Origin of the sequence: Amycolatopsis sp. Poz14 (genome assembly GCF_006704225.1) — a bacterium.
Classification (GTDB): Bacteria; Actinomycetota; Actinomycetes; order Mycobacteriales; family Pseudonocardiaceae; genus Amycolatopsis; species Amycolatopsis nivea.
Genome location: NZ_JACLHD010000001.1, coordinates 8,600,340 through 8,623,166 on the forward strand (window position 1 = coordinate 8,600,340; position 22,827 = coordinate 8,623,166).

Genomic DNA, 22,827 nt, shown 5'->3' on the forward strand with positions numbered 1-22,827 from the left:
TCCCCGGTCGGCCAGGTCCCCGGGTTGTCGGCACGGTTGCGAACCGACCGTTTCCGATATATCGTGAACGTGTCGCAACAGTTCGAGAAAGGAACTCAAGACCATGAACCGACGACGACACCCCTTCCCCGGCGGACGCGCGTTCCCCGGCGGACATCACGAACACGGAGAACACGAACAGCACGGCCGGTCCTCCTTCGGCCCGTGGGGCCGGGAATTCGGCGAGTTCGGCTTCGGGCCCGGCGGTCGCGGACGACGCGGCCACGGTCCGGGCGGACGCCGCGGCTCCCGGCGCGGCCGGCGCGGCGACGTGCGGGCGGCGATCCTCACCCTGCTCGCGGAACAGCCGCGGCACGGGTACGAGATCATCCGCGAGATCGGCGAGCGCAGCGGCGGGCTCTGGAAGCCCAGCCCCGGCTCGATCTACCCGACCCTGCAGATGCTGGCCGACGAGGGCCTGGTCGTGAGCCGCGACGAGAGCGGCAAGAAGCTCTTCGAGCTCACCGACGAGGGCCGCACCACCGCCGAACAGCAGACCGGCACGCCGCCGTGGGAGCACTTCACCGACGACGTCGAACCGATCGAGCACGACCTGCGCAAGGCGGGCGCGACGCTCGCCGCGGCGGTCGTGCAGGTGATGCGCGCCGGCAGCGAGAACCAGCAGGCCCGCGCGGTGGACGTGCTCAACGAGGCACGCCGGTCGATCTACTCGATCCTCGGCGAGGTCGAGGAATCGGAGGGCTCGGCCGAGTCCGGAGAGGCAGCCGAGTGACCGGGCAGGACGAGGCCGGTGGGTTTGACGCGGCAGTGCACGCGATAACCCACCGGCAGCGTCACCTCGCCCGATCCCGGGTTCAGGCGGCGCGTGTCAGCGATCGCCCGCTGCGCGACTTTCGCGCTGAACTCGATCTTCAACACTGATTCAGCCGCGGCGAAGTCCGCGAAGCGCCAACGCGTGCGTACGCGCCGACAGTTGAAGCCGTGCGCGGCGAAGAACCGTTCCACCGCAGGCGGGTCGTAGTGCGGCAAGTCCGCCCGCATCCACCCGCCGTAGGGCTCGCTGGTCACGTCGAGGTCGACGATCATGATCGATCCTCCGGGCCGCAGCACCCGTTCCGCTTCGCGCAAACCGGGTTCGCATCCAGGGCCGAAGAAATACGCGGTGCGCGCGTGCACGATGTCCACACTGACGTCGTCCGCCGGCAGCCGCTGCGCTCGTCCCACGCGGACCCGCACGTTCTCCAGATCCCGCACCCGTCGCTCCGCGTCTCGCGCGAGCGGCGGGTGCGGTTCGATTCCGAGCACCGAACGCGCATCCGCGGCGAAGAGCGGCAAGTGGTATCCGTCACCGCAGCCGAGATCGAGCACGTCGAGGCCGGTCCAGTCGTGCTCCTCGCGCAGTACGCGCCAGATCTCGCCGTCCGCGTCCTGCGCCCGGTTCTCCACGTCGTAAACGTCCTGGTAGTACCAGATGTTCGGACTGGGAACGACTTCCTTCGACGCCGCCGGGCCGCGGAACAACCAGCGCACGGCACTCCTCTCCGCCTCCAGGGCTCCGACGGGCGCGGCAGCTTTCCCGCTCAGAGCGTAGAACGCCGCTCCGCCGAATAGACTTCACCCTCTCGGGGAGGAGAACGCGATGTCGACCGACTGGCAACTCGCCCGCACGCTCCCGGCAGGCCTGCCCTGCTGGGTCGAGGTGGCGTGCCGCGACGAAGCCCGGACCCAGGACTTCTACTCCCGGCTTTTCGGCTGGGACTACGAAACCCGGCGCGATCCCGCGTCGCCGACCGGCCGGTACTCCATCGCCCTGTGCGACGGGGTTCCCGCCGGCGGCCTGTACGAAGCCGGCGCCCGCAGCGCACCCGGCTGGACGATGCAGCTCGCGGTGCCGCACACGGCGAGCGCCGCCGAATGGGTCGAGCACCTCGGCGGGCAGGTGACGCTCGGGCCGATCGCGATTCCCGAGCGCGGCAGCATCGTGCACGCGATCGACGCGTGCGGCGCGCCGGTGGTGTTCTGGGAAGCCCCGCCGGACTGGCAGTTCGCGGGCGGCGTGCCCAACACGTTCAGCGGCGCGGACCTCAACACGCACGACGGCGTGGCCGCGGACCACTTCTACACCAAGCTGTTCAACTACTCGAGCCGTCAGGTCGGCGACGGCGAAAGCGTCGACTATGCGGAATATTCCATTGAGCACACGGCGGTGCTGTACCGCTACGTGATGGGTCCCGAGTACCGCCGGGACACTCCCCCGCACTGGCTCGTGTACTTCGAGGTCGACCCCGCGCGCGGCGCGGACGCGGCGGCGGGCGAGGCGCTGATGCTGGGCGGTTCGGTGGTGATCGAGCCGTACGACACCCCGTTCGGCCGCACCGCGATCCTCGCCGATCCGGACGGCGCGGTGTTCGCGGTGATCGACCACTCGCAGGTGCTGGAAGACGTGGGCCGCGCCGAGGTCGACGACCCGTACGACGACTGAGGATTCAGACGGGGATTCAGACGGGGGCTCAGGCCGGGACGAAGGCCGACAGCAGCAGCCACGACACGACGGCCGAGGGCAGCAGCGAGTCGAGGCGGTCCATGATGCCGCCGTGGCCGGGCAGCAGCGTGCCCATGTCCTTGATGCCGAGGTCGCGTTTGATGAGCGATTCGACGAGGTCGCCGAGCGTCGCGGTGAGCACGATGGCCGCGCCGAAGATGACGCCCTGCCACGCGTGGCCGTCCAGCATCAGGCTGATCGTGAGCACGCCCGCGACGATGCCCGCGATCATCGAACCGGCGAAGCCCTCCCAGGACTTCTTCGGGCTGATCGTGGGCGCCATCGGGTGCTTGCCGCCGAGCACGCCGGCGATGTAGCCGCCGGTGTCGGAGGCGACGACGCCGATCAGGAACGTGAGCACGCGCCCGACCCCGTCGTGCGGCGGCACGAGCATGGCCGCGAACGCGCCGAACAACGGCAGGTACGCGGCGGCGAAAACGGAAGCGCTGACGTCGCGCACGTAGCCCTTCGCGCCGCCGGGCAACCGCCACAGCAGGCACGCGAGCACGGTGAGCACGAACGCGGTGAGCGCGCCTTCCCGGCCGAACGGCCAGGCCAGCCAGATCATCGCCTGCCCGCCGACGAGCACCGGGATCAGCGCGACCTTGGTGTCCGCGACCCGGCGCAGCACGCCGGAGAACTCGAACGTGCCGACCGCGATCGCGGCGGCGATGACCCCGATGAAAATGAACCGGACGGTGAGCAGGGAAACGATGATCGCGGCCCCGAGCAGCAGCCCGACGCCGATCGCCGCGGGAAGATTGCGCCCGGCCCGGGAGGCTTTCTTCTCCGGTTCGGCTTTCGCTTCGTCGCTGGCTTTCCCGCCGTTCACCGGCCCAGTCTTCGTGCCGCGCTCGGGTTTGCCCCCGGGCATGACGGATTCGCCTTCGGCCGCACCTTTCGCTGATCCGCCCTTGGACGCAGCTTTCGCGCCTTCGGCCAACCCGCCCTCAGTGGTGCCTTTCGAGCCCTTCGCCGACCCGCCCTGGGACGCAGCCTTCGCGCCCTTCGCCAGTCCGCCCGCGGGAACGCCCTTCGCACCCTTCGCCGACTCGCCCCCGGATTCCCCGGGATTCCCCGCCGCAGCACCGGATTCCGCGCGCGCGTTCGTCGCGGAATCCGATTTCCGCTGCCCAGCAGGGGTTTCCGAAGCCGGTTCCAGCCGCGAAACCGGGTCCGGCTCGGCGGCCGGGCCCAGTGGCGGGGTGTCGCTCACCCGCTCGTCGCGTTCCTCGCTCACCTGGCTCATCAGACCTCGAGCAGCTCGGCTTCCTTGTGTTTCACCAGCTCGTCGACCTGGTGCACGTAGGTGTCGGTGAGGTTCTGCAGTTCCTTCTCCGCGCGCGCGACCTCGTCCTCGCCCGCTTCGCCGTCCTTCGCGATGCGGTCGAGTTCTTCCTTGGCCTTGCGGCGGACGCTGCGGATCGAGACGCGGGCGTCCTCGCCCTTGCCCTTCGCGACCTTCACCATCTCCTTGCGCCGCTCCTCCGTGAGCTGCGGGATGACGATGCGGATGACGTTGCCGTCGTTGCTCGGGTTGACGCCGAGGTCGGACTCACGGATCGCCTTCTCGATGGCGTTCAGCTGCGTCTGGTCGTAAGGCTTGATCAACGCCATCCGGGCCTCCGGCACGTTGACGCTGGCCAGCTGGTTCAGCGGGGTCGGCGCACCGTAGTACTCGACGACGATGCGGGAGAACATCGACGGGTGGGCCCGCCCGGTGCGCACCGACGTGAGGTCTTCCTTCGCGACGGACACCGCTTTTTCCATCTTCTCCTCGGCGTCGAGGAGGGTCTCGTCGATCACGGCTACTCCCGGTGTTGTGTTGTCGGACCTGAGCTTGATCCCAGCAGGTCTAGGCGGACGCCTCGTCGGCGGGGGTCGAGACCAGCGTGCCGATCCTCTCACCGCCCACCGCGCGGGCGATGTTGCCCTCGGTGAGCAGGTTGAACACGATGATCGGCATCTTGTTGTCCATGCAGAGGCTGAACGCGGTGGCGTCGGCGACCTTGAGGCCGCGCTCGAGCACCTCGCGGTGGGTGATGTCGGTGAACATCTTCGCGTCCGGGTCGGTCTTCGGGTCGGCGGTGTAGACGCCGTCCACGGCCTTGGCCATCAGCACGGCTTCGCAGCCGAGTTCGAGCGCGCGCTGCGCGGCGGCGGTGTCGGTGGAGAAGTACGGCATGCCGACGCCGGCGCCGAAGATGACGACGCGGCCCTTCTCGAGGTGCCGTTCCGCGCGGCGCGGAATGTAGGGCTCGGCGACCTGGCCCATCGTGATCGCGGTCTGCACGCGGGTCGGGAGGCCTTCCTTTTCGAGGAAGTCCTGCAGCGCGAGGCAGTTCATCACGGTGCCGAGCATCGCCATGTAGTCGGCGCGGTCGCGGTCCATGCCGCGCTGCGACAGCTCCGCGCCGCGGAAATAGTTGCCGCCGCCGATCACCACCGCGATCTGCACCCCGGTGCGCGCGACGTCGGCGATCTGCTGGGCGACGGAGTGCACGACGTCGGGGTCGACGCCCACCGCGCCGCCGCCGAACATCTCGCCGCCCAGTTTCAGCAGCACCCGGCGGTACCCGCCCTCGACCCGGTCCTCACCCATGTCTGTCGCCTCCTGCCCCTCGGTAGACCCGACTGTGCCCCGTCCCCGATGCGCGGAGACGGGGCACAGTGCCAGAACCTAGTCCCAGTGCCTCGCTCAGGCCTGGCCGACCTCGAACCGGGCGAACCGGGTCAGGGTCACGCCCGCCTCGTCGAGCAGGGCCTTGACGGTCTTCTTGTTGTCCTTGACCGACGGCTGCTCGAGCAGCACGTTGTCCTTGTAGTACGCGTTGACCTTGCCCTCGATGATCTTCGGCAGCGCCTGCTCGGGCTTGCCTTCCTCGCGGGCGGTCTGCTCGGCGATGCGGCGCTCGTTCTCGATGATCTCGGCCGGCACCTCCTCGCGGGTCAGGTACTTCGCGCGCAGCGCGGCGACCTGCATGGCGGCGCCGCGGGCGGCGTCCACGTCGTCACCGGTGAACTCGACCAGCACGCCGACGGCGGGCGGGAGGTCGGAGCCGCGGCGGTGCAGGTAGGTCGCGGTCTTGCCCTCGAACGACACCACGCGGCGCAGCTCGAGCTTCTCGCCGATGCGGGCCGACAGCTCCTGCACGACCTCGTTGACCGGCTTGCCGTCCAGGTCGGCGGCCTTCAGTGCCTCGACGTCGCTGGACTTCAGCGCCTTCGCGGTCTCGACGATCTTCGCCGCGAGCTGCTGGAAGTCATCGTTCTTGGCGACGAAGTCGGTCTCGGAGTCGAGCTCGATCATGACGCCGCCGTCGCCGGCGACCAGGCCCTCGGCGGTGGCGCGCTCGGCGCGCTTGCCGACGTCCTTGGCGCCCTTGATGCGCAGGAACTCGACAGCCTTCTCGAAGTCGCCGTCGTTCTCCTCGAGGGCCTTCTTGCAGTCCATCATGCCCGCGCCGGTCATCTCGCGCAGGCGCTTCACGTCAGCGGCGGTGTAGTTCGCCATCGTGTTGAATCCGTCCGTTTCAGGTACGTGTGCGGTGAGCGCCGTCCGGGCGGCCCTGCGCGGACCGCCCGGACGGGGTGGATCAGGAGTTGGCCGGAGCCTGCTCGCCGGTCGCTTCCGCGGTTTCGGTCGCGGCGGTCTCGGTCGCGGCGGCCGTCTCGGTGGCGGCAGCGGCCTCGGTCGCGTCGGCGGCGGCGGTCTCCGAGCCCGCGAGGAGCTCCTTCTCCCACTCGGCCAGCGGCTCGTCCGAAGCACCGGTCTCCGGCTTCGCGTCGGCCGAGGCGCCGTTGCGGCCGGAACGGGCCATCAGCCCGGCCGCGGCGGCCTCGGCGACGACCTTCGTCAGCAGCGCGGCGGAACGGATCGCGTCGTCGTTGCCCGGGATCGGGTAGTCGACCTCGTCCGGGTCGCAGTTGGTGTCCAGGATCGCGACGACCGGGATGTTGAGCTTGCGAGCCTCGCCGACGGCGATGTGCTCCTTCTTGGTGTCGACGATCCACACCGCGGACGGCACCTTGGCCATGTCCCGGATGCCGCCCAGGGTCTTCTCGAGCTTGTCCTTCTCGCGGGTCAGCGTGAGGATCTCGCGCTTGGTCAGCCCGGTGAAGCCGCCGGTCTGCTCCTGGGCCTCGAGCTCCTTCAGGCGGAGAAGGCGCTTGTGGACGGTCTGGAAGTTGGTCAGCATGCCGCCGAGCCAGCGCTGGTTCACGTAGGGCATGCCCACGCGCGCGGCCTCGTTGGCGATCGCTTCCTGAGCCTGCTTCTTCGTGCCGACGAACATGATGGTGCCGCCGTGCGCGACGGTTTCCTTGATGAACTCGAACGCACGGTCGATGTACGTCAGCGTCTGCTGCAGGTCGATGATGTAGATGCCGTTGCGCTCGGTGAAGATGTAGCGCTTCATCTTCGGGTTCCACCGACGGGTCTGGTGCCCGAAGTGCACGCCGCTGTCGAGCAGCTGCTTCATGGTGACGACGGCCATTGCCGGAATCACACCTTTTCTGTAGTCGCGCGCTCCCGCTGCCGGTGTTCGTTCCGCCCGCGGAGGCGCTGTTCCGGTTAGTCGCCCCCGACCGGGAGGTCGTGGGCCCTGGTGCCGCAGCCGATGCCCGGACCCGTGGGTTCGGCTGTGCGAAACCCCAGGGACCGCCGGACACCGTGCGCCCCTCCGTCCGGGTTCCCGCCAGAAGCGGCCCGTCCGGGGACGCGCGCACGTGCACGCGAAGTCAGCCCAGCGAGTGGACTGCGGAATTGATTCTACCCCCTGCCACCAGGCCCGCCCCTGCGGGCAGCCTTCGCCCGGCCCGGAGTTGTCCACAACCGCGCCCACCTGTGGACAACCCCCGCTGAACAGCGGGTTCCGGTCGGTCGGCGCCCGAGGATGGGGACATGACCACTACGCGATCTTTTCCCGTTGCCGCCGTTGCTTCCCGCACTGCCGATTCTCCTGCGGATTCCCTGGTGCTTGCGCCCTCGGTTCCTGCACCCTCGACGTCGAGTTCTCTGCCCAATCCCGCCGCTGTCTCCGCTGAATCACGCACGGCTTCCCGTGTGCGTGAGCCCTCGGCACCGAATTCTGTGGCCCACGCTCCTGCTTGTCCCGCCAACTCCCGCACGGCTTCCCCGTCGCATGCGCCCTCGATGCCGAGCTCGGCCAGTTCAGTGCCCTCCCCTGTGCCTCGCCCGGACAGAGAAGCGAGCAGCCGATCCGGCCCCTCTCCGAATCCGTCGCCGCTCTATCGGCCGCCTGCGACACCACCGCCAGCGTCGTCAGTGTCACTGCCGTCGTCGCCGTCATCGACTGCGGTGGCGGCCGAGTCGGCGGGGCCGGGATCAGAGGGATCGGAATCGGCCGGGTTGGGGTCGGAGCCAGCGGTGTCGGCCTCGGCAGCGACGGTGCCGGATTCGCCTCATCCGGTGGTCCTGGCAACCGCGGCCCTGCTCACTCAGCACCCATCGGCAGGTGCTGCCCTCCTGAGCCCGGACGACGCCATCCCGCCCCCGACCTCAACGGGTCCGCTCCCGCGCGGCGGCCGCCACCGACGACCACCCGCCAGGCCGCCCAGAATCCGCACCGCGCTCCGCCTCAAGTGGACCCGCGCGAGGTCCGCCGCGAGCACCGTCACCCGGTACGCCCTCTTCGCCTCCCGCAGGCTCCTGCGCCCTGCCCGCCCAAGACCCGCGACTCTCTTGCCGAGCATCCGAATCTCCCTGCCCTGCGATTTCAGCTGGGGTCACCCACCACTGCGACTGGCCGGAGCAGGCGGCGAACTCCCGATGTTCGCCCCGCGCAGCCGCAAAGTCACCCGAACGTGGCTGATCTTCGCGACGGTCTTGACCTTGTCCGCGGGCTCAGCAGCCCTGCTCCACTCCCGAGCCGACGCCGCGCCCCTCCAGCCCGTTCCGGAAGAACCCGGGCGGCTGGCCTGGCCCCTGACGCCCCGCCCGCACGTCACCCGCAACTTCGAACCGCCCGCGACCCCGTTCGGCCCCGGTCACCGAGGCGTAGACCTGGAAGCCGCCACCGGACAACAGGTGCTGGCCGCGGACATGGGAGTGGTGGTCTTCGCCGGTCAAGTCGCGGGCCAAGGCGTAGTCGCCGTCGACCACGACGGCGGCCTCCACACGACCTACCTCCCGATCACCCCGACAGTCGCCGCCGGAGACCAGATCTACCGCGGCCAGCCGTTGGGAACCGCCGTCCCCGGCCATCCCGGTTGCCCGACCGCCACCTGCCTGCATTGGGGAGCTCGCCGCGGCACGGAATACATCGACCCACTCGCCTTGGTCGGCACTCCCAGCCGAGTACGCCTCAAGCCGTGGGCGGAAGGCCCGTGACACCAAGGCAGCCCCAGCTACCGGCCGATCGATCCGTAGGAGGTCACTAGGCTCAAACCACCGCCGCGTCGACAGTGGTCCGCAACCACCGCCGCGTCGGCCCGTGCTCCGCTCCGACCGCGCCTCAGCACCGGACAGCGTTGCGAACAAGGCAATCGTTGCGCCGGTTGCGGATCCGGGGGTCAGCCGCTGGGCTGCTCCATCAGCTTGGCGCGCAGCCGCATCACCGCGCGGGTGTGCAGCTGGCTTACGCGCGATTCCGTGACTCCTAGGACCTTCCCGATTTCCGCGAGGGTCAGGCTTTCGAAGTAGTAGAGGCTGACGACGATCTTGTCCCGGTCGGTCAGCTGCGCGATGGCTTCGGCGAGCTGGCGGCGGTTGTCCTGGTCCACGAGGACGGCGACCGGGTCGACCGCGCCGTCGTCGGGGAGGGTGTCGACCAGCGAGCCGGCGTCTTTGCCCGCGGCGACAAGGTCTTCCAGCGCCACCACGCTGGTGAGGCGGAGCTGGCCGTAGAAGTCGCGCAGGTCGTCGAGGCTGATGCCCATTTCGCCGGCGAGTTCGGCGTCGGTCGGGGTTCGGTGCAGGCGGGCGCCGAGGCGTTCCAGGGCGCGGGCCGTTTCCTTCGCCTTGCTGCGCACCGCGCGGGGGACCCAGTCCTGGGAGCGCAGGTCGTCCAGGATGGCGCCGCGGATGCGTTGCATCGCGTACGTCTCGAAGCGCAGGCCGCGTTCCGGGTCGAACTTCTCGATCGCGTCGACCAGACCGAAAATGCCTGACTGCACAAGGTCGCCGACGTCTACGTGCGTCGGCAGACCGGTGCCGACCCGGCCCGCGACGTACTTCACCAGCGGTGCGTAGTGCAGCACCAGCCGGTCGCGCGACGTCTGGTCCGGTTTGTCGGCGAACTGCTGCCACAGCGCCTGAATCCCCGCGTCGACGTCCTGACCAGGACGACCGTCCCCGCTGACGGCGTCCTGCACGCCGGGGCGTGCCGCCCCGGCTTCCGTGACCTGCGATGTGGAAGTCATTGCACGGTCGTTCTCGGCGTGCTGCTCAGTGTTGTCTCCGTGCTCGTGCGGATGCGCGTGCGCCGACGGTTCGGCCCTGCCGTCCCCGGCCGAGCCTCCGCCGGCCGCGTCAGGCCCGCGGGTGTGCTCGGTCATGGATCGCCTTCAGCCGATCGACGGTCACATGAGTGTAGAGCTGGGTCGTGGCCAGCGTAGCGTGACCAAGCAGTTCCTGAACGCTCCTGAGATCGGCACCTCCTTCGAGCAGATGCGTCGCGGCGGAATGCCTTAGCCCGTGCGGCCCCATGTCTGTTGCGCCCGGCACCGCGGCCACCGCCTCGTGCACCACCCGGCGCGCCGCGCGCGGGTCGAGACGCTTGCCGCGAACGCCCAGGAAAAGCGCCGCCGGCGGCGTTTCCCCAGCCAGCGCAGGCCGTCCGTCCTCCAGCCACGCGGTCAGCGCCTCGGCCGCCGGGACGCCGAACGGAACCGTCCGCTCCTTGTCTCCCTTGCCCACCACCGAAACCACGCGGCGGGAAAAGTCCACGCTGCCGACGTCCAGTCCGCACAACTCCGACACCCGAATGCCGGTTGCGTACAGCATTTCGACCAACGCGCGGTCACGCAGAGCGACCGGATCCCGTTCGGCTGCCCCTTTCGCGGAGGCGTCCATGAGCGCGTCGGCCTGCTCGGCGCGGAGCACCCCGGGCAAGGTCCGGTGCGTGCGCGGCGCGGCCAGCCGACCGCCCGGGTCCGACTTCAGCAAACCGGTGCGGTGCGCCCAAGCCGTGAAGGTGCGCGCGGCCGCGGCGCGGCGCGCGAGGGTGGTGCGCCCGGCGCCGTCCGAGCGCTGCCCCGCGAGCCACGCGCGCAGCTGGGTGACATCCAAGTCCTCAAAGCGCCGCGCGGGACGGTCGCCCTCCCCCACGGTCAGGAACGCCAGCAGCGAAACGACATCGCCGACGTACGCGCGCACGGTGTGCGGCGACAGCCCACGCTCCAGCGACAGATGCCGTTCGTAACCGGCCACCACCGATTCGGCGGACTCCGGCAATTCGGCGCGAAGTGCACGAAGATCGGGTCGTGGCGGGCGTTTCCGGTGTCCACCGGGACGCGGGACCGCGTCCTTGCGTGCACTCGCTGACGGCATGACGATTACGCTGCGCGAACCATCGCCATTGGTCAAGCATCGCCACGCCCATCATCGGTTGGCCGTTCGGACTATCTGCCGCCAGCCGGTCTCGCCGCGCACCGCGAAACCGTCGACTTCCAGTGCGGGCAACAAGGCGCGAACTCGGGAAACAGGCACTCCAGCGCTTTCCGCTACCTCTTCCGGAGCCCGGCCAGCCCGCGGAAGCAGCGCGTCGTAGACCCGTGATGCCTCCGGACCGAGATTGTCCGTGGGCCGCCGACTCGACTCGGCCGCGGGAGCAGCGGTGCCGAACCTGCCCACGGTTTCGAGCACCTCGTCAACCGAAGTGACCAACGTGGCCTTGCAGTCCCGGATCAGTGCGTGGCAACCGGCTGAACTGCCCGAATGCACTGATCCCGGCAACGCCATCACGACCTTGCCGAGCGCACCCGCGATGGTGGCGGTATTGCGCGCACCGCTACGGATTCCGGCCTCCACAACGACTGTGCCGTCGGTAAGACCTGCGATAAGGCGATTTCGCACCAGAAATCGATGGCGTGCGGGCGGGGTCTTCGGCGCGTACTCGCTGACGATCGCACCGCCCTCGGCGACGATGCGGTCCAACAAGCCGCTGTTCCCAACCGGATAGGAATAGTCGACTGCGCAACCGAGGAGCGCGACCGTGATCCCGCCGCCGCTGAGCGCGCCTCGGTGGGCGGCGGCGTCGATGCCCAGGGCAGCACCGGAGAAGACCGGTACTTGGCGGGTTGCCAAGGCGTGGCCGATCTCGACGGCGTTGTGCAGGCCGTAGTCCGTGGCCATCCGAGCGCCGACGACCGCCACCGCGCGGTCCGCGACTTCGGCCAGGCTCGCGTCGCCGCGCACCCAGAGCCCGAGCGGCGCCGCCACGTGCTTTACGCCGTTTCCGGTTGCTACCGCTAGCGACAGCAGTGGCCACGCGGGCCATTCGTGGTCTTCGGGAACCACGAGCCGGGCACCGGCTTTGGCGGCTGCCTCGAGATCTTGTTCCGCGATCGTGGATTCCCGCCGCGCGGCTGTTTCGCGGAGAACCTTCTCGGGACAGTCCCCGGCCCGTACGCGCTCGGCGGCCGCGACCGGCCCTTGTTCGCCGACGAACTCCAGCAGATGCGGTGCCGGTGGCTCCGCGACGCCGAGCAGATACGCGCGGGCGAGGCGTTCGGAGTCGGTCGCCGCAGTCTGGTCCTCAACGGCGATGCTCACGCCGCACCTCTTCGGCTACCGGGGTTTTCGGGGCGGACGACGGCGAGGTGGCGGTGCAGCGCTAACCGTTCTCGGACCCGGACCGGATCGTGCTCGGGGCGGACTTCCCGGTGCCGGACCGGATGCAGATGCCGGACGATCTTGTGCTGCGGCGTCTTCGGCCTGCGGTGCCGGGTGCGCTGGGACGAGGACGGGATGGCTCGGTGGGACATGGTGCTTTCCTTTCGTTGGGATTCCGGACGGGCAGGCTTGCCGGTCCGAGACTGGGGGGCCGCGGCTGGGCTGGGCTGGGCTGGGCTGGGCTGGGCTGGGACGCAGGATTGCGGGTCTAGGAGTTGGGACATCTGGTCCGGACATCGGCGAGAAGGTGCTGGGCGGACCTCCGGGGACCGCCGCGGTCAGCGCACACGGCCGCTTACTCGGCCTGTTCGCCGGGCACGGCTGAGCAGACGGCAGAACCTCTTGCCGGAGGCGGGTCATGCACCGAAGCGAGCTGATGCCCGCCGAAATTTCCTGGCGCTCGCGTTGGGCGGGCTCGGTGTGCGGGGTGGATCAGCCGGTTTTGCGTTCTCGGAAGTCCAGGGCCGCGGTGACGTGGTCGGTGTCGGGTTGGGACAAGGCGGCCAGGTCGGCCAGCGTCCAGGCGATCCCGTGGCACGTGATTTAGCTGTTCTTTTTCCCACGCCCGGTCAGCCGTCCGAGAACTTGTTCCCGAACTTCTCCAGCTCTGCGGCGAGGGCCAGGTAGAGAATGCGCGCCTTCTCTGTGCCGACGACGCCGAGCGCGCCGAGGATGCCCGCCACGTCCAGCGGCTTCGGCGTCCGGTGCCCAAGTTCCCACGCCGAGATCAGGCTGGGGGTAACCCCGACCCGCCGAGCCAGTTCCCGGACGCCCCAGTGGGCGGACTCGCGGGCCTCGCGCAGCGCACGGCCCAGCTCGTTCGACAGCGGGGCGTCGTCACTGCGCACGAGAGCTGCGCCCGGGTTCCTCCGGGCCGTCGTGTTCGGCGCATTCAGGGCACGCCGGGGCGTCGCCGATGGGCGGCGCGGGGATCAGCCACCGTCGGCACATCGCCTTGACGATCGTCCCGTCGGTGTGCCGCAGAACCTGCACTACCAGGTGCCGCAGCCCGTCCGTAGTCACGGTCCAGACCGGCATGACGGCCGCTCGTCCGCTCATGGCCACCTCCCCGAACACGGCGAAACGCGACAACTGTACGTGAATGCGTTTGTTCGCGGGTGAGCGCGGTGGAGTGCGTCACTCCAATGGACGACTGCGACATCTGCGGGCGAAAGTAGGCGAATGCCCGCCCGCCTAGTTCCGACCGCCGACGCCGCCAAGGCCATTGGCGTCGACCGCCGAACGCTGCAACGGTGGTGGAAAGCCGGAGAGGTCAGTCCGGAAGTCGTGACGCCGGGAGGGCACGCCCGGTGGGACGTGGAAGACCTCAAACGTCAGCTGCACGACCGCCGCTGACCGGCTCGCGTCGCGACCGCGGAGTCCTGCGGCAGTTAGCAGCCGCAGTTCGGCGCAACCGCTGCCCTAAGGCAGCTTGAGCCCCCGAACCAACTCGGCCGGGTCGACACCCAATCCGGCGGCAAACTTGAGCAGGCTGTGCAGGTTGACGTTGCGCAAGCCTCGCTCCACCTGGCTGACGAACGTCCAGTGGATTCCGGCGCGCCGGGCAAGCTCCTCCTGACTGATGCCCTGCTGCTCCCGCAGATCGCGCACGCGCGCGCCCAGCTCCCGCGTGGCTTCCGACTGCGGTTCCTTCGCCATGCGCAGCAACCTACCCTTCCCGTTCTGCCCCACCGGGGGTCGGCGATCCGATACCATCCGTGACTGTCTGCAAATGCAGACACTGGCCGGGGAGGGGCTGCACCGATCAATGTGGGAAGACACCGCGTTCACCGTCGCCGCGACCCGGGACGACAAAGCCAACGCGCCGGACGGCTTCGTCTTGGAGCCCGATGAAGCTCGGATGCTGCTCACGAAGCTGACCGGCGTCCAGCAGAAGCTCAAGAAAATGCAAGCCAAGGCCGCGTACCTGTGCTCGATGCAGACGCCGTCGCAAGACCCGTCGACCGCCGCCGCGCACAAGGCGATGCACGGCGACGGCCAAGGACAGCTCGGGGCCTACTCCTACGGCGGCGGGCACATCGATCTCCAGCTCGAATACGTCACCGAGCTTGTCGAACGTATCCAGACTGCGCTCGGCGTCACCGTGGCCAGCGACGAGGACCAGGGCGGCTTGATCACCGGAGCAGGAAAGAGCGAATGAAGTCCCGTATCTTCCTCACCGCCGCAGCGGCCGGGTTGTTGCTCGCCGCGTGCTCGACCCCTACGGGCGGTGTCCCTTCACCCGCGACGAGCGCACCCGGATCGACCTCCGCAGGCTCGCTGCCCTACGCCGGAGCACCGAAGGTCGAGCACCCGTTGCCGGACAGCATCATCTCCGGGAGCCCGTGCGACGCGCTCACCCCCGAACAGGTCAAGGCCGACGTGGGCCACGCCGCCGACGGCGAGCCGGAAACGCTGCCGATCGGCTCGTCGTGCACCTGGTCCAACACGGCCGGAGCCAGCCTCGGCGTCTTCTTCACCAACAAGCGGCACGAGGGTTTGAGCCCGTACTACGCCCAGACGCGGAAGCAGATGAAGCGGTTCGACGTGCTGCCGCCGGTCCAGGGCTACCCGGCCGTCGCGTACTCCGACAAACCGGGCTCGGTCTCGCCCTTCTGCCAGGTCGCGGTCGGCATCGCCGACACCGCCGATTTCGTCGTCAGCGTGTCCGTGGGCAACGGCAGCACCGCCGACGCCTGCCCGATCTCGACCCAGATCGCCGGGCAGGTGCTGACCAACCTCAAGCAGAAGGCGGGCCGCTAGCCGCTGTGGAAGGATCGGCGACGCGGGTCCGGTGCCCACCCTCCCCCTCGGGTCTCCGGGCCCGCCCCGTCGATCGTGGAGGCGCTGTGACCGAGGACGAGCTGAGCTGGGAAGCGCAGCCGAAGTGGTTCCGGGTGCGCGTCGAACTGCCCGCGATGGAAGGGCGTCCGCGCGCGACCACGACGCATCACAACATCCACGCGATGTCGGAGGAAGACCTGATGGCCGGAATTCCGGCCGCGCTGCACGAGTTCGTGACCGTCGTGGGCCTCAGGCACCAGGGCAAGTTGACCGACTCCGAAGACGACACGGCCATGTTCAACGCAAAGGCCACGGCTGAAACGATCGGGTGGGCAGCTGGCCGGGGCGTGCGCAAGGCGTGGCGATGGGCAGCGTCGAAGGACGCGAGGTAGGGCCGCCCTTCACCGGCCGCCTGTAGCTGCGACGCCGAACTGTGACCGCCCAACGCGTAGCGTGACCGCCGTGCCGGACGACAATCACGACGTGAGCGACGAAAACGACAAGGGTGCTGAGCCCACCAGCCTTGAGCGCCTACGGGAGCGCGCCGAGGGGATGAGCGACGAGGAAGCGATTCGCATCGCGCGCAAGGCGATGAGCGACATCGTGGACACCGCAAAGCGGGGCATTGTGCAGGCGGTCCAGTTCCCCAAGATCAACATCACGCCGCCGGAGATGAAGCAACTGTCGGCAGACATGCAGCGGGCGGAGAAGGAACTTCTCGCCCCGCACAACACGATGGCCGACGCGATCGAGAAGGCGTCCTTCCAGTCAAGCCAGGTGATGGCCGATTTCGAGGCCGCAATGGACGAGAAACGGGCGGAGGACGCCCGCAAGGAGGCTGTGCGGGAAGCGCGCGAAGCCGAGCGGGTAGAACGCGAGAAGCGGGCGCTGGAACTGGCCGAGGAAGGACAGCGCGCCGCCGCCGAATCACAGGCGGTCGCGGAGAAATCTCGCGACTACGCCAAACGGTCATACGTCGTGGCGTTCCTCGCGTTGATCGTCGCGATCGTGGCCATTGTGGTGCCGCTGGTCATCCGCTAGCGGGTCACAGGCCGATCCCGGCCACCGCGTTGTCCGACCACTGGTCCACCGTGCGCAGGTAGTCGTACAGCGCCTTGGAACGCGGGGACCACCCGCCTTGCTTGGCGATCGCCGACACGTCGTGCCCGGCCCGGCGCGCTTCCGTCGCCAGCCCCGCCCGCGCGGAGTGTCCGGTGTAGACGGTCTCCACCCCGGCGCGTGTGCCCGCCCGCTTGAGAATCTCGCTGACGGCCTCGCCCGACAGCCCGGCGTCGGCCATCGTGCCGTGGCGGTTGATGCGCCGGAACGCCGGACCGTCGGTGATGCCCGACGCGTCGAGCCACGCCTTCCACGCCAGCACCGGGCACGTGCCGGGGTGGGTGCCGCGCGGGATGGCGACCTTCCGCGCACCGGTCTTGCCGAACCGGACCGTGACGACCAGCCCTTCCGGCTCCACCGCGATGTCCGGCACCAGCAGCGACGCGACTTCCGAGCGGCGGCCCGCGATGCCGAAGTCGACCAGCACCAGCGCCCGGTCACGGTAGCCAGCCAGCGTGTCCGGGCAAGCCGCGGTGATGGCGCGCAAGTCGCGCATAGTCAAGGCGGGGGCCTGACCCCGGCCGCGTTGCTCGCCTGCTTCGGCCAGTCGGCGGCGAATGCCGTTCAGCGCCGCGCGGGCGGCCATCGTGGCGACCTTCGGCGGTTCGGCCCCGCGTGCGCGCAGGCCCACCACAGCGCCGGACAGGCGGCCGTCGATGGTGTTGGGCGCGAGCCCGCGTTCCTCGTCCAGCCACACCACGAACCCCACCAGCGCGCCCGCCGTCGCGGTGTCCTCCGGAATGTCCACGGCGGCGGTGAAGTCCTGCCACGCGCGCCAGTCGGCGGCCCGTGCCCGCTTGGTGTTGGCCGGGACGACCGACGCGACGTACTCGGCGGCGGCCCGCTCCAGCGCCTCGACACGGGTGGGTGCGGGGACGATTTCGGGGTGGCTCATGCCCAGATTCTAACCCGTGACATGTGACCGTGTCGCGGGTTAGGGCTCGACGCGGCGAAGCGGGGCGGCGGCGGCCATCGTCCCGTCGATCATGGCCGCGATGTCCGCTACGGCGGCATCGACCGCGCCGATCTGGACCTGCCCGGGGTTGGCGACGGGCGCGATTTTGAGCAGGCTCGTCAGCTCCCGCTGGTATCCCGCGACCATGACGGCGGCGTGCTGGTCGCCCTGCTGCGCGGCTTCGAAGTACGTCTTCACGAGTGTCTGCATCTTGGCGATGCTCAGCATGATCGTCCGGATACGGAGCGCTTGGTGGTCCTCTGGAGAGGGCTGCCACACCGACCGGCCCGCCACCTTCTCTGCCCGGTACTCCGCCAGCTTCTCCCGCACGATCACGTCGGCGGCAGGCGACGGGCGCAGGTGGTTGCGGCACACCGTCCCGCCCATCACCGCGAACGCGCCGCAACGGCTGCCGTCGCGCTTCTCCTTCTGGCACCGCTGTGCTGGGCGTTTCTTGGCCATCGTTCCTCCGGGGGCGGTTGGGGGCGGTTGCAACGGGGGCAGTTGTGAGACGCAAGTGCCCCCGTGCCGGTCAGGCGAGGGAAGGCCCCGCGCCGGGTGGTGCGTGTGGTGTTGTGTCGGAACCCCTTGCAGGGCGGGAAAGTTCGGTTCGCGGTTCACAGGTCGTCCTGGTCGAGCACCCACGCCAGCAGGTCCGCTTCCTGCTGGGCTATCAGCGCCAGCAAGTCCCGGGCTTCCTCGGCGGTGGTGTGGTGCGGGACGGTGCGGTACTCGTCCCCGTCGCTGTCGAGGTCCCAAGCCTCCATTCCCGGTCACCACGAGAAGCAGTGCGACGACACGGGGGCTACCTCGATGGTCTGCCCGGAGGTGGGGTTGCCGTTGGCGTTGGTGATCTGCACGTCTACGAACACGTTGTAGCGGATCAGCGCCTGCGCCCACAGGTCGCTCAGGCTGGTGTCGATGGTCAGGTCGTACTGGTAGGCGGGGCCGGTGAACGTCACGGGGGCGGAGAACTGGGTGATGAGGCTGCCGAACGCTGGTGTCCCGGACACCACGAGCCGTGCCTGAGTGGTGTAGGCGTACGGGCAGTACACCCGTCCGCGTGCGGTGACCACGTGGCCGTTCTTGTACGTCTCGCCACCGGCGACGGTCTGCCAGCCGGACACCGTCGCGGACGCGGTGAAGTTGTCCGTCAGGCTGTAGAGCACCACGGCCATCTGCGGGGCGGTGAGGCCGCCCAGTTCGCCTTCCTGGACGATCCGGTTGCCCAGGTAGTCGAAGATGGCCACCTTCTGCCGCAGCGGCCCGGACGGGTGCTGTTCGGCGGTGTGGTCGTACACGCGGATGGCTTCGGACCCGGTGGGATCGTCGCGGCGGACGGAGAACCCGCGCTGCGGTGCGTTGCGCACCGGGTCACGCGGGGCGTCGTCCTGCTCGCCGATCTTGACGAAGTACGAGTCACGCCCCAGCGAGTTGTACGCGCCGCGCCAGCGCACGACGCCTTCGTCCACGACCGCGTTTCGCAGCGGGTTGGTCCGCACGGCCGCGTCGATCACGCGCTTGGCGTCGGCGATGGGGTCCACGATGGACGCTCCGCGCGGGGTGAGCGTCTGGAGCTGGGCGTAGGGATCTACGTCCATCACGGTTCCTCGCTTTCGACAGGGAAGGTGCCGGTCCACTCGGACCCGCACGCCTCGCACCGGTAGGCCAGCGTGAGGTCCGGGTGCGGCGGCCCCAACCGGGCAGCCGGCAGTGTGAGCACCGGACGCCGGTGGCCCGCGAAGTTCATGCAGTTCGCCGAGTGCTCAGCCATGTCCAGGCCGTCAGGCAACGGCAGCTCCGGCGCGGTCACTTGTCGGTCCGCTTCGTGGCCTTACGGGCAGCCTTGGAGGCCTTGCGCTTCTGCCGGGTCTTACGGGCGTCCTCCTTCGCGGCGGCCTGACGGCGGGCAAGCTCCCGGCCGCGCGGGCAGGTCGCGTCGTGGGTGAGCTTGATCAGCGGCGGCATGGTGTCGGTCGAGGGAACGACCTCCCGTTCCCCGATGCAGTCCGGGCACTCCATCGCCGCGACGGCGTCGGCCTCGGTGACCGGCGGGATGGGCGCGGCACCGTACTCCACGGCGCGGTCAGTGGTCTTCACGGGGTTCCTCCCGGGTGATGGCGTCGGCGTGTTCGCGGTGTTCGCGTTCGAGTTCGGAGATTTCCGCGGTGAGCGGACCGCCCGGCCAGGACGCGGCGAGATCCAGGAGCGCGGCATAGGCACCGTCCACAAGGGTCAGCAGCTCCTGGCGGCGAGCGGACAAGCGCGGGACGACGGCGGTCATTCCTCACCGCCAGGGGCGGGCTGGTCCGCGTCCGGCTCGTAGCGCAGGTCCGCTTCCATCGCGTCGGCTTCGGCGGTGAGCCGGTGATAGTCGGCCAGCCGCCGGGCCGCCGCCTTCCGCTTCTGGCCGATCCACGCGTAAACAGGGTTCGGCTTGCTCCGCTTCACCGGTTTCTCTTCCATACCAACAAGTTTGACGGATTGGCCACGACCAGGCGGAAAGTCACGTGACTTCACGCGACCACCCGCCCAACCAAGTCGTAGGCCTTCGCCCGGTGCAGCATCCGCACGGCTTGGGGGTCGTCCGGCGCGGTGCGCAGGTACTTCTCCCACGCGTTCGGCGTCACCCATGACAGACCGTTGTCGCCCCTGACGCGGGCTAGCACCTCCGTAACCGCGTCGCCCAACGTGAGGGGTTGGGATTGCGCCTCCGGCGCAGCAGGGACCGGTGACAGGGCATCGGTAGCCGCGTCGGCCGTCAGTTCCCCGTCCCTGCCGTCTTTGGACTCGGCCACGACGGCGGGCGAGTTGTCCGCGTCGGCCTCCGCGTCGGCCAGTTCGTCCGCCCAGTCGCGCCCCTGCTCGTCGTCGGCGTCCTCTTCGGTGTGGGGCGGAAACACACCGTCGGCGTCAGCCGACCCGTCGGAGACGAGGCCATAGCGGCCGGTGGAGCGATTTTCCTCAAGGGCAGTTTCTAGAGGGTTGTTTGGGTTAAGGGCTTGTTTCACCCCGGCTGACAGCGTTACGTAACGCTGTCCGGGTGCGTTACGTAACGCCTCCCCGGTGCGTGACGTAACGCTGTCCGACGGCGTTACGGGGCCAAACTCCGGCGTCTTGCCTTCCTCGGAGTCCCCCGCGTAACGCTCTCCCACGGCGTTACGCGTAACGGTGTCCGACGGCGTTACGGCCTTGGCACGGCGAGCATCGCGGAACCGCTTCTGCCGTTCGGCGTTCTTCGCGCGCTGCCGTTGCCGGGCTTCCTCGCGCGGCGACTTCACCGCGTCGCCGTGGTCCTCGAACACGGGCAGCTTCCACCGCGTGGTGCCCCACGCACTCTCGCCGTCCTTGGCGACCAGCCCTGCCGCTTCCAAGCGTCCCAACGCGGCGCGCACCGCCGTCGTGCCGTACCCGCTCTCTTCGGAAAGCGTGCCGATGGACGGGTGCGCGTCGGTGCCGTCCGCTTTGGCGTGGCTGGCCAGGAACATCAGCACGGACCGGGCGGTGGTGTCCGGGCGGTCGTCCGCGCGGTAGACGTGCTTCGCGCTCCGCGCCCATTCGACGGCCCGGTAACGACCTCCGCCGGAATTGCGGGGCGATCCGCTAGAATCGGAACTCTGCTGTTGGTCCTGGATTGCCGCCCCACCCCCGCCGGGGCGGCTTTCCTTTGCCCCGGTCACGCCGCACCGCCGTTCGACGGCACCAGCAGTGCGGCCAGGCGCACGCGTTGTTCATTGGTCAGCGGCGGCCAGGTGCTGACCATCTCGGTGATGTGCTCCTGGAGCTTCGCCTCGCGGTGCTCCAGAGTTAGGCGCTCAACCTCTTCGGTGTTGCCCCAACGCTTCGCGATGGCAAGCCGACCGTTGCGGCGGCGGGACTCCGCGTCCTTCGCGGCCATGAGCCGCACCTCCCTTTCGGGCCAGTGCGGTTCTTCGGCGAGCGTTGTTCCGCGTGTTCAGTTGCAAGGGGAATACTACCTTTGGTCGTATTCATTGTCTCGTGGAGTCTCGCGTGACTCGACACTTTTCCGTCAGGTTTACCCACCAATGGGCTGGAAATATTAAGACGTTTCTCCTGGTGGCAGACTCGCGTGGTGGGTAAACATTTTTGTTACCAAGTCACGTGTCGCGGGGCGCTCGTTTGCCAGTGTCCGCGATCGTATTTCAAGCTCGGTGACATGAAGATTTCTACGATCAAGCAGGGAACCGAGATCCTGGCCCAGCTCACGCGTCAGGGCCGGGAGTACGGCACGAAGCCGTTCACCGAAGAGAACGTGCTCACGATGGAGAAGCTGGCTGCCGAGAAGCGGGATGTAGAGAGCCAGCTCGCGGCGCTGCGGGCGTCCTCCGGCCCGGCGCGCACCGTCACCGAATTCCAAGGCCGCCCGGTCAACCAGGCCGCGCTGGTGGACGAGCTGGCGAAGGTGCTCACGGACCCCAACGGCGGCCTCCAGCACGGGCGCAACGCCCTCGTGCACGTCACCACCGAGTACCCGACCGGCCGTCAGCTGGACAACGGGCCGGGGGTCATGGCCAAGATCCGCGCGGCCATGACCCCCGAGGCGATCACCGCCGCCGGTGGGCTGTGCGCGCCGCTCGACGTGGTGTACGACGTGCCGGTGATCGGGTCCGAGGACCGGCCGATCCGCGACGCGCTCAACCAGTTCCAGGCAACGCACGGCGGCATCCGCTACCGCCGCGCCATCGACGCGTCCTCGCTGACTGCCGGGGTGTGGACCACCGCCGACGATGCGCTCGTCGGCACCGAGCAGGAGGTCACCAAGGCCGTTCAGTCGTTCGCCTGCCCGGAGGTGGAAGCCGCGGAAGTCGCGGCGGTGTACTCGCTGCTGGAGCTGAGCAACTTCACCGCCCGATTCGACACCGAGTACGCCACGGCCGCGCTGCGGGCGTCGGTGATCGCTCACGCCAAGGTGTCGGAGAACCGGCTGTTGAGCCAGATCCTGGCCGGTTCGACCCCGGTCACGCTGGCCAAGCGGCTCGGCGCTGCCCGCGACGTTCTGGCCGGATTGGACCAGGCAGTCAGCTACTTCCGGTCGCGTCGGCGGTCGCGGGTCACGCCGCAACTGACGTGGATCGTGCCGGTCTGGGTGCGCGACATGCTGCGCGCGGACATCGTCCGGCAGCAGGCATCGGCTGACACCGAAACGGCGCTCGCCGAGTCCGACAGCGCCATCGCCCGGTGGTTCGCCGCGCGCAACGTGACCCCGGTGTGGCACCTGGACGGGCTCCCCGCACAGGCCGCGTCCGATCCGCTGCCCGCCATCCCGGCGCAGACGTTCCCGGCCGCGACGCCGGGTGCGGCGCTGCCGACGTGGCCGACGACGGTGGACACTGCGCTGTTCCCCAGCGGTGAATGGCTGTTCCTGGACGGAGGGCGGCTCGACCTCGGCGTGGTCCGGGACAGCACGCTGAACGGGAAGAACCGCTACCAGACGTTCACCGAGACGTTCGAGGGCACGGCGTTCGTCGGCGTCGAGTCTCTGCGGCTGATCATGACCGTGGCCGCCACCGGCGAGGCGCAAGCGCCGATCACCCCGGCCGCCTGAAACGC

The 22,827-nt window shown here is 69.2% G+C and carries 32 protein-coding genes; 9 read left to right on the plus strand and 23 right to left on the minus strand.

Annotated features, from left to right (window positions below; translation table 11 throughout):
• Positions 1 to 103 precede the first annotated feature (103 nt).
• Complete coding sequence (locus FKO37_RS39925) at positions 104 to 772, plus strand: PadR family transcriptional regulator (RefSeq protein ID WP_238607792.1); 669 nt, start codon at positions 104 to 106, stop codon at positions 770 to 772.
• Here FKO37_RS39925 and FKO37_RS39930 read toward each other — a convergent pair.
• Positions 706 to 1,530, minus strand: coding sequence for a class I SAM-dependent methyltransferase (locus FKO37_RS39930; RefSeq protein ID WP_238607793.1), 825 nt, complete (start codon positions 1,528 to 1,530; stop codon positions 706 to 708). The genes FKO37_RS39925 and FKO37_RS39930 overlap by 67 nt on opposite strands.
• Before the next feature lie 109 nt (positions 1,531 to 1,639).
• Here FKO37_RS39930 and FKO37_RS39935 point away from each other — a divergent pair, with 109 nt between their 5' ends.
• Positions 1,640 to 2,482, plus strand: a complete 843-nt coding sequence (locus FKO37_RS39935; RefSeq protein WP_238607794.1) for a VOC family protein — start codon at positions 1,640 to 1,642, stop codon at positions 2,480 to 2,482.
• A 28-nt stretch (positions 2,483 to 2,510) separates the two neighbouring features.
• Here the strand turns inward: FKO37_RS39935 and FKO37_RS39940 are convergent, their stop codons facing one another.
• The 5 genes from FKO37_RS39940 to rpsB all read right to left on the minus strand — a co-directional run bounded on the left by FKO37_RS39940 (position 2,511) and on the right by rpsB (position 7,038).
• Positions 2,511 to 3,416 carry a phosphatidate cytidylyltransferase gene (locus FKO37_RS39940; RefSeq protein ID WP_238608407.1) on the minus strand — a complete coding sequence of 302 codons (906 nt, stop codon included), beginning with the start codon at positions 3,414 to 3,416 and terminating at the stop codon, positions 2,511 to 2,513.
• 374 nt (positions 3,417 to 3,790) lie between these two features.
• A complete protein-coding gene (gene frr / locus FKO37_RS39945) occupies positions 3,791 to 4,348 on the minus strand; it encodes a ribosome recycling factor (protein WP_037810317.1) in 558 nt (185 codons plus the stop codon).
• Between the two features lie 49 nt (positions 4,349 to 4,397).
• Positions 4,398 to 5,144 carry a UMP kinase gene (gene pyrH, locus FKO37_RS39950; protein ID WP_037810316.1) on the minus strand — a complete coding sequence of 249 codons (747 nt, stop codon included), beginning with the start codon at positions 5,142 to 5,144 and terminating at the stop codon, positions 4,398 to 4,400.
• Between the two features lie 96 nt (positions 5,145 to 5,240).
• Positions 5,241 to 6,056: a translation elongation factor Ts gene (gene tsf / locus FKO37_RS39955; protein ID WP_037810315.1), complete on the minus strand. Its 816-nt coding sequence runs from the start codon at positions 6,054 to 6,056 to the stop codon at positions 5,241 to 5,243.
• Positions 6,057 to 6,138: 82 nt separating this feature from the next.
• Positions 6,139 to 7,038 carry a 30S ribosomal protein S2 gene (gene rpsB / locus FKO37_RS39960; protein ID WP_037810313.1) on the minus strand — a complete coding sequence of 300 codons (900 nt, stop codon included), beginning with the start codon at positions 7,036 to 7,038 and terminating at the stop codon, positions 6,139 to 6,141.
• A gap of 1,295 nt (positions 7,039 to 8,333) precedes the next feature.
• Between rpsB and FKO37_RS39965 the strand changes: the two genes are divergently transcribed.
• The gene (locus FKO37_RS39965; RefSeq protein ID WP_238607795.1) at positions 8,334 to 8,894 is read left to right on the plus strand and encodes a murein hydrolase activator EnvC; all 561 of its coding nucleotides are present in this window, start codon (positions 8,334 to 8,336) and stop codon (positions 8,892 to 8,894) included.
• A gap of 182 nt (positions 8,895 to 9,076) precedes the next feature.
• Here the strand turns inward: FKO37_RS39965 and FKO37_RS39970 are convergent, their stop codons facing one another.
• The 6 genes from FKO37_RS39970 to FKO37_RS39995 all read right to left on the minus strand — a co-directional run bounded on the left by FKO37_RS39970 (position 9,077) and on the right by FKO37_RS39995 (position 13,457).
• Positions 9,077 to 9,925, minus strand: a complete 849-nt coding sequence (locus FKO37_RS39970) for a FliA/WhiG family RNA polymerase sigma factor (RefSeq protein ID WP_374204433.1) — start codon at positions 9,923 to 9,925, stop codon at positions 9,077 to 9,079.
• A 109-nt stretch (positions 9,926 to 10,034) separates the two neighbouring features.
• A complete protein-coding gene (locus tag FKO37_RS39975; RefSeq protein ID WP_037810310.1) occupies positions 10,035 to 11,054 on the minus strand; it encodes a tyrosine recombinase XerC in 1,020 nt (339 codons plus the stop codon).
• Positions 11,055 to 11,105: 51 nt separating this feature from the next.
• Positions 11,106 to 12,278: a DNA-processing protein DprA gene (gene dprA / locus FKO37_RS39980; protein WP_051728739.1), complete on the minus strand. Its 1,173-nt coding sequence runs from the start codon at positions 12,276 to 12,278 to the stop codon at positions 11,106 to 11,108.
• Positions 12,275 to 12,490: a hypothetical protein gene (locus tag FKO37_RS39985; protein ID WP_238607797.1), complete on the minus strand. Its 216-nt coding sequence runs from the start codon at positions 12,488 to 12,490 to the stop codon at positions 12,275 to 12,277. The genes dprA and FKO37_RS39985 overlap by 4 nt, the downstream gene beginning before the upstream one ends.
• A gap of 477 nt (positions 12,491 to 12,967) precedes the next feature.
• Positions 12,968 to 13,246, minus strand: a complete 279-nt coding sequence (locus FKO37_RS39990; RefSeq protein WP_238607798.1) for a helix-turn-helix transcriptional regulator — start codon at positions 13,244 to 13,246, stop codon at positions 12,968 to 12,970.
• Positions 13,236 to 13,457, minus strand: coding sequence for a hypothetical protein (locus FKO37_RS39995; RefSeq protein ID WP_238607799.1), 222 nt, complete (start codon positions 13,455 to 13,457; stop codon positions 13,236 to 13,238). Before FKO37_RS39995 ends, FKO37_RS39990 begins: the two co-directional genes overlap by 11 nt.
• A gap of 123 nt (positions 13,458 to 13,580) precedes the next feature.
• Between FKO37_RS39995 and FKO37_RS40000 the strand changes: the two genes are divergently transcribed.
• Positions 13,581 to 13,754 carry a MerR family transcriptional regulator gene (locus tag FKO37_RS40000; RefSeq protein WP_238607800.1) on the plus strand — a complete coding sequence of 58 codons (174 nt, stop codon included), beginning with the start codon at positions 13,581 to 13,583 and terminating at the stop codon, positions 13,752 to 13,754.
• A 66-nt stretch (positions 13,755 to 13,820) separates the two neighbouring features.
• Here FKO37_RS40000 and FKO37_RS40005 read toward each other — a convergent pair whose 3' ends face one another.
• Entirely contained in the window at positions 13,821 to 14,057 is a 237-nt protein-coding gene (locus tag FKO37_RS40005) for a helix-turn-helix domain-containing protein (RefSeq protein WP_238607801.1), read from the minus strand.
• Positions 14,058 to 14,130: 73 nt separating this feature from the next.
• Between FKO37_RS40005 and FKO37_RS40010 the strand changes: the two genes are divergently transcribed.
• The 4 genes from FKO37_RS40010 to FKO37_RS40025 all read left to right on the plus strand — a co-directional run bounded on the left by FKO37_RS40010 (position 14,131) and on the right by FKO37_RS40025 (position 16,223).
• Positions 14,131 to 14,559, plus strand: coding sequence for a hypothetical protein (locus tag FKO37_RS40010; protein WP_238607802.1), 429 nt, complete (start codon positions 14,131 to 14,133; stop codon positions 14,557 to 14,559).
• Entirely contained in the window at positions 14,556 to 15,161 is a 606-nt protein-coding gene (locus FKO37_RS40015; RefSeq protein ID WP_238607803.1) for a DUF3558 domain-containing protein, read from the plus strand. The genes FKO37_RS40010 and FKO37_RS40015 overlap by 4 nt, the downstream gene beginning before the upstream one ends.
• 86 nt (positions 15,162 to 15,247) lie before the next feature.
• A complete protein-coding gene (locus tag FKO37_RS40020; protein WP_238607804.1) occupies positions 15,248 to 15,574 on the plus strand; it encodes a hypothetical protein in 327 nt (108 codons plus the stop codon).
• Positions 15,575 to 15,644: 70 nt separating this feature from the next.
• Positions 15,645 to 16,223: a hypothetical protein gene (locus FKO37_RS40025; RefSeq protein WP_238607805.1), complete on the plus strand. Its 579-nt coding sequence runs from the start codon at positions 15,645 to 15,647 to the stop codon at positions 16,221 to 16,223.
• A gap of 4 nt (positions 16,224 to 16,227) precedes the next feature.
• Here the strand turns inward: FKO37_RS40025 and FKO37_RS40030 are convergent, their stop codons facing one another.
• The 10 genes from FKO37_RS40030 to FKO37_RS40075 all read right to left on the minus strand — a co-directional run bounded on the left by FKO37_RS40030 (position 16,228) and on the right by FKO37_RS40075 (position 21,154).
• Positions 16,228 to 17,196: a site-specific integrase gene (locus FKO37_RS40030; RefSeq protein ID WP_238607806.1), complete on the minus strand. Its 969-nt coding sequence runs from the start codon at positions 17,194 to 17,196 to the stop codon at positions 16,228 to 16,230.
• 39 nt (positions 17,197 to 17,235) lie between these two features.
• A complete protein-coding gene (locus tag FKO37_RS40035; protein ID WP_238607807.1) occupies positions 17,236 to 17,718 on the minus strand; it encodes a hypothetical protein in 483 nt (160 codons plus the stop codon).
• Between the two features lie 155 nt (positions 17,719 to 17,873).
• Complete coding sequence (locus tag FKO37_RS40040) at positions 17,874 to 18,023, minus strand: hypothetical protein (RefSeq protein WP_238607808.1); 150 nt, start codon at positions 18,021 to 18,023, stop codon at positions 17,874 to 17,876.
• A gap of 6 nt (positions 18,024 to 18,029) precedes the next feature.
• The gene (locus FKO37_RS40045) at positions 18,030 to 18,857 is read right to left on the minus strand and encodes a hypothetical protein (protein WP_238607809.1); all 828 of its coding nucleotides are present in this window, start codon (positions 18,855 to 18,857) and stop codon (positions 18,030 to 18,032) included.
• Positions 18,857 to 19,069 carry a hypothetical protein gene (locus FKO37_RS40050; RefSeq protein ID WP_238607810.1) on the minus strand — a complete coding sequence of 71 codons (213 nt, stop codon included), beginning with the start codon at positions 19,067 to 19,069 and terminating at the stop codon, positions 18,857 to 18,859. Before FKO37_RS40050 ends, FKO37_RS40045 begins: the two co-directional genes overlap by 1 nt.
• The gene (locus FKO37_RS40055; RefSeq protein WP_238607811.1) at positions 19,066 to 19,356 is read right to left on the minus strand and encodes a hypothetical protein; all 291 of its coding nucleotides are present in this window, start codon (positions 19,354 to 19,356) and stop codon (positions 19,066 to 19,068) included. Before FKO37_RS40055 ends, FKO37_RS40050 begins: the two co-directional genes overlap by 4 nt.
• Positions 19,343 to 19,540 (minus strand): hypothetical protein, encoded by a 198-nt coding sequence (locus FKO37_RS40060; RefSeq protein WP_238607812.1) that lies wholly within the window; start codon positions 19,538 to 19,540, stop codon positions 19,343 to 19,345. The genes FKO37_RS40055 and FKO37_RS40060 overlap by 14 nt, the downstream gene beginning before the upstream one ends.
• Complete coding sequence (locus FKO37_RS40065) at positions 19,537 to 19,722, minus strand: hypothetical protein (RefSeq protein ID WP_238607813.1); 186 nt, start codon at positions 19,720 to 19,722, stop codon at positions 19,537 to 19,539. The genes FKO37_RS40060 and FKO37_RS40065 overlap by 4 nt, the downstream gene beginning before the upstream one ends.
• Positions 19,723 to 19,772: 50 nt before the next feature.
• Positions 19,773 to 20,936 (minus strand): helix-turn-helix domain-containing protein, encoded by a 1,164-nt coding sequence (locus FKO37_RS40070; RefSeq protein WP_308196570.1) that lies wholly within the window; start codon positions 20,934 to 20,936, stop codon positions 19,773 to 19,775.
• Positions 20,933 to 21,154 carry a hypothetical protein gene (locus tag FKO37_RS40075; RefSeq protein WP_238607814.1) on the minus strand — a complete coding sequence of 74 codons (222 nt, stop codon included), beginning with the start codon at positions 21,152 to 21,154 and terminating at the stop codon, positions 20,933 to 20,935. Before FKO37_RS40075 ends, FKO37_RS40070 begins: the two co-directional genes overlap by 4 nt.
• 279 nt (positions 21,155 to 21,433) lie before the next feature.
• Here FKO37_RS40075 and FKO37_RS40080 point away from each other — a divergent pair, with 279 nt between their 5' ends.
• Complete coding sequence (locus FKO37_RS40080) at positions 21,434 to 22,822, plus strand: major capsid protein (RefSeq protein ID WP_238607815.1); 1,389 nt, start codon at positions 21,434 to 21,436, stop codon at positions 22,820 to 22,822.
• Positions 22,823 to 22,827 lie beyond the last annotated feature (5 nt).

Bases quoted from the DNA above. Each gene is read 5' to 3' on its own strand.
- FKO37_RS39925 (WP_238607792.1), top strand. From the start codon at position 104: ATGAACCGACGACGACACCCCTTCCCCGGCGGACGCGCGTTCCCCGGC.
- FKO37_RS39935 (WP_238607794.1), top strand. From the start codon at position 1,640: ATGTCGACCGACTGGCAACTCGCCCGCACGCTCCCGGCAGGCCTGCCC.
- FKO37_RS39940 (WP_238608407.1), bottom strand. From the start codon at position 3,416: ATGCCCGGGGGCAAACCCGAGCGCGGCACGAAGACTGGGCCGGTGAAC.
- pyrH (WP_037810316.1), bottom strand. From the start codon at position 5,144: ATGGGTGAGGACCGGGTCGAGGGCGGGTACCGCCGGGTGCTGCTGAAA.
- tsf (WP_037810315.1), bottom strand. From the start codon at position 6,056: ATGGCGAACTACACCGCCGCTGACGTGAAGCGCCTGCGCGAGATGACC.
- rpsB (WP_037810313.1), bottom strand. From the start codon at position 7,038: ATGGCCGTCGTCACCATGAAGCAGCTGCTCGACAGCGGCGTGCACTTC.
- FKO37_RS39965 (WP_238607795.1), top strand. From the start codon at position 8,334: ATGTTCGCCCCGCGCAGCCGCAAAGTCACCCGAACGTGGCTGATCTTC.
- FKO37_RS39970 (WP_374204433.1), bottom strand. From the start codon at position 9,925: ATGACTTCCACATCGCAGGTCACGGAAGCCGGGGCGGCACGCCCCGGC.
- FKO37_RS39975 (WP_037810310.1), bottom strand. From the start codon at position 11,054: ATGCCGTCAGCGAGTGCACGCAAGGACGCGGTCCCGCGTCCCGGTGGA.
- FKO37_RS39985 (WP_238607797.1), bottom strand. From the start codon at position 12,490: ATGTCCCACCGAGCCATCCCGTCCTCGTCCCAGCGCACCCGGCACCGC.
- FKO37_RS39995 (WP_238607799.1), bottom strand. From the start codon at position 13,457: ATGAGCGGACGAGCGGCCGTCATGCCGGTCTGGACCGTGACTACGGAC.
- FKO37_RS40000 (WP_238607800.1), top strand. From the start codon at position 13,581: ATGCCCGCCCGCCTAGTTCCGACCGCCGACGCCGCCAAGGCCATTGGC.
- FKO37_RS40005 (WP_238607801.1), bottom strand. From the start codon at position 14,057: ATGGCGAAGGAACCGCAGTCGGAAGCCACGCGGGAGCTGGGCGCGCGC.
- FKO37_RS40010 (WP_238607802.1), top strand. From the start codon at position 14,131: ATGCAGACACTGGCCGGGGAGGGGCTGCACCGATCAATGTGGGAAGAC.
- FKO37_RS40015 (WP_238607803.1), top strand. From the start codon at position 14,556: ATGAAGTCCCGTATCTTCCTCACCGCCGCAGCGGCCGGGTTGTTGCTC.
- FKO37_RS40030 (WP_238607806.1), bottom strand. From the start codon at position 17,196: ATGAGCCACCCCGAAATCGTCCCCGCACCCACCCGTGTCGAGGCGCTG.
- FKO37_RS40035 (WP_238607807.1), bottom strand. From the start codon at position 17,718: ATGGCCAAGAAACGCCCAGCACAGCGGTGCCAGAAGGAGAAGCGCGAC.
- FKO37_RS40040 (WP_238607808.1), bottom strand. From the start codon at position 18,023: ATGGAGGCTTGGGACCTCGACAGCGACGGGGACGAGTACCGCACCGTC.
- FKO37_RS40045 (WP_238607809.1), bottom strand. From the start codon at position 18,857: ATGGACGTAGATCCCTACGCCCAGCTCCAGACGCTCACCCCGCGCGGA.
- FKO37_RS40060 (WP_238607812.1), bottom strand. From the start codon at position 19,540: ATGACCGCCGTCGTCCCGCGCTTGTCCGCTCGCCGCCAGGAGCTGCTG.
- FKO37_RS40065 (WP_238607813.1), bottom strand. From the start codon at position 19,722: ATGGAAGAGAAACCGGTGAAGCGGAGCAAGCCGAACCCTGTTTACGCG.
- FKO37_RS40075 (WP_238607814.1), bottom strand. From the start codon at position 21,154: ATGGCCGCGAAGGACGCGGAGTCCCGCCGCCGCAACGGTCGGCTTGCC.
- FKO37_RS40080 (WP_238607815.1), top strand. From the start codon at position 21,434: ATGAAGATTTCTACGATCAAGCAGGGAACCGAGATCCTGGCCCAGCTC.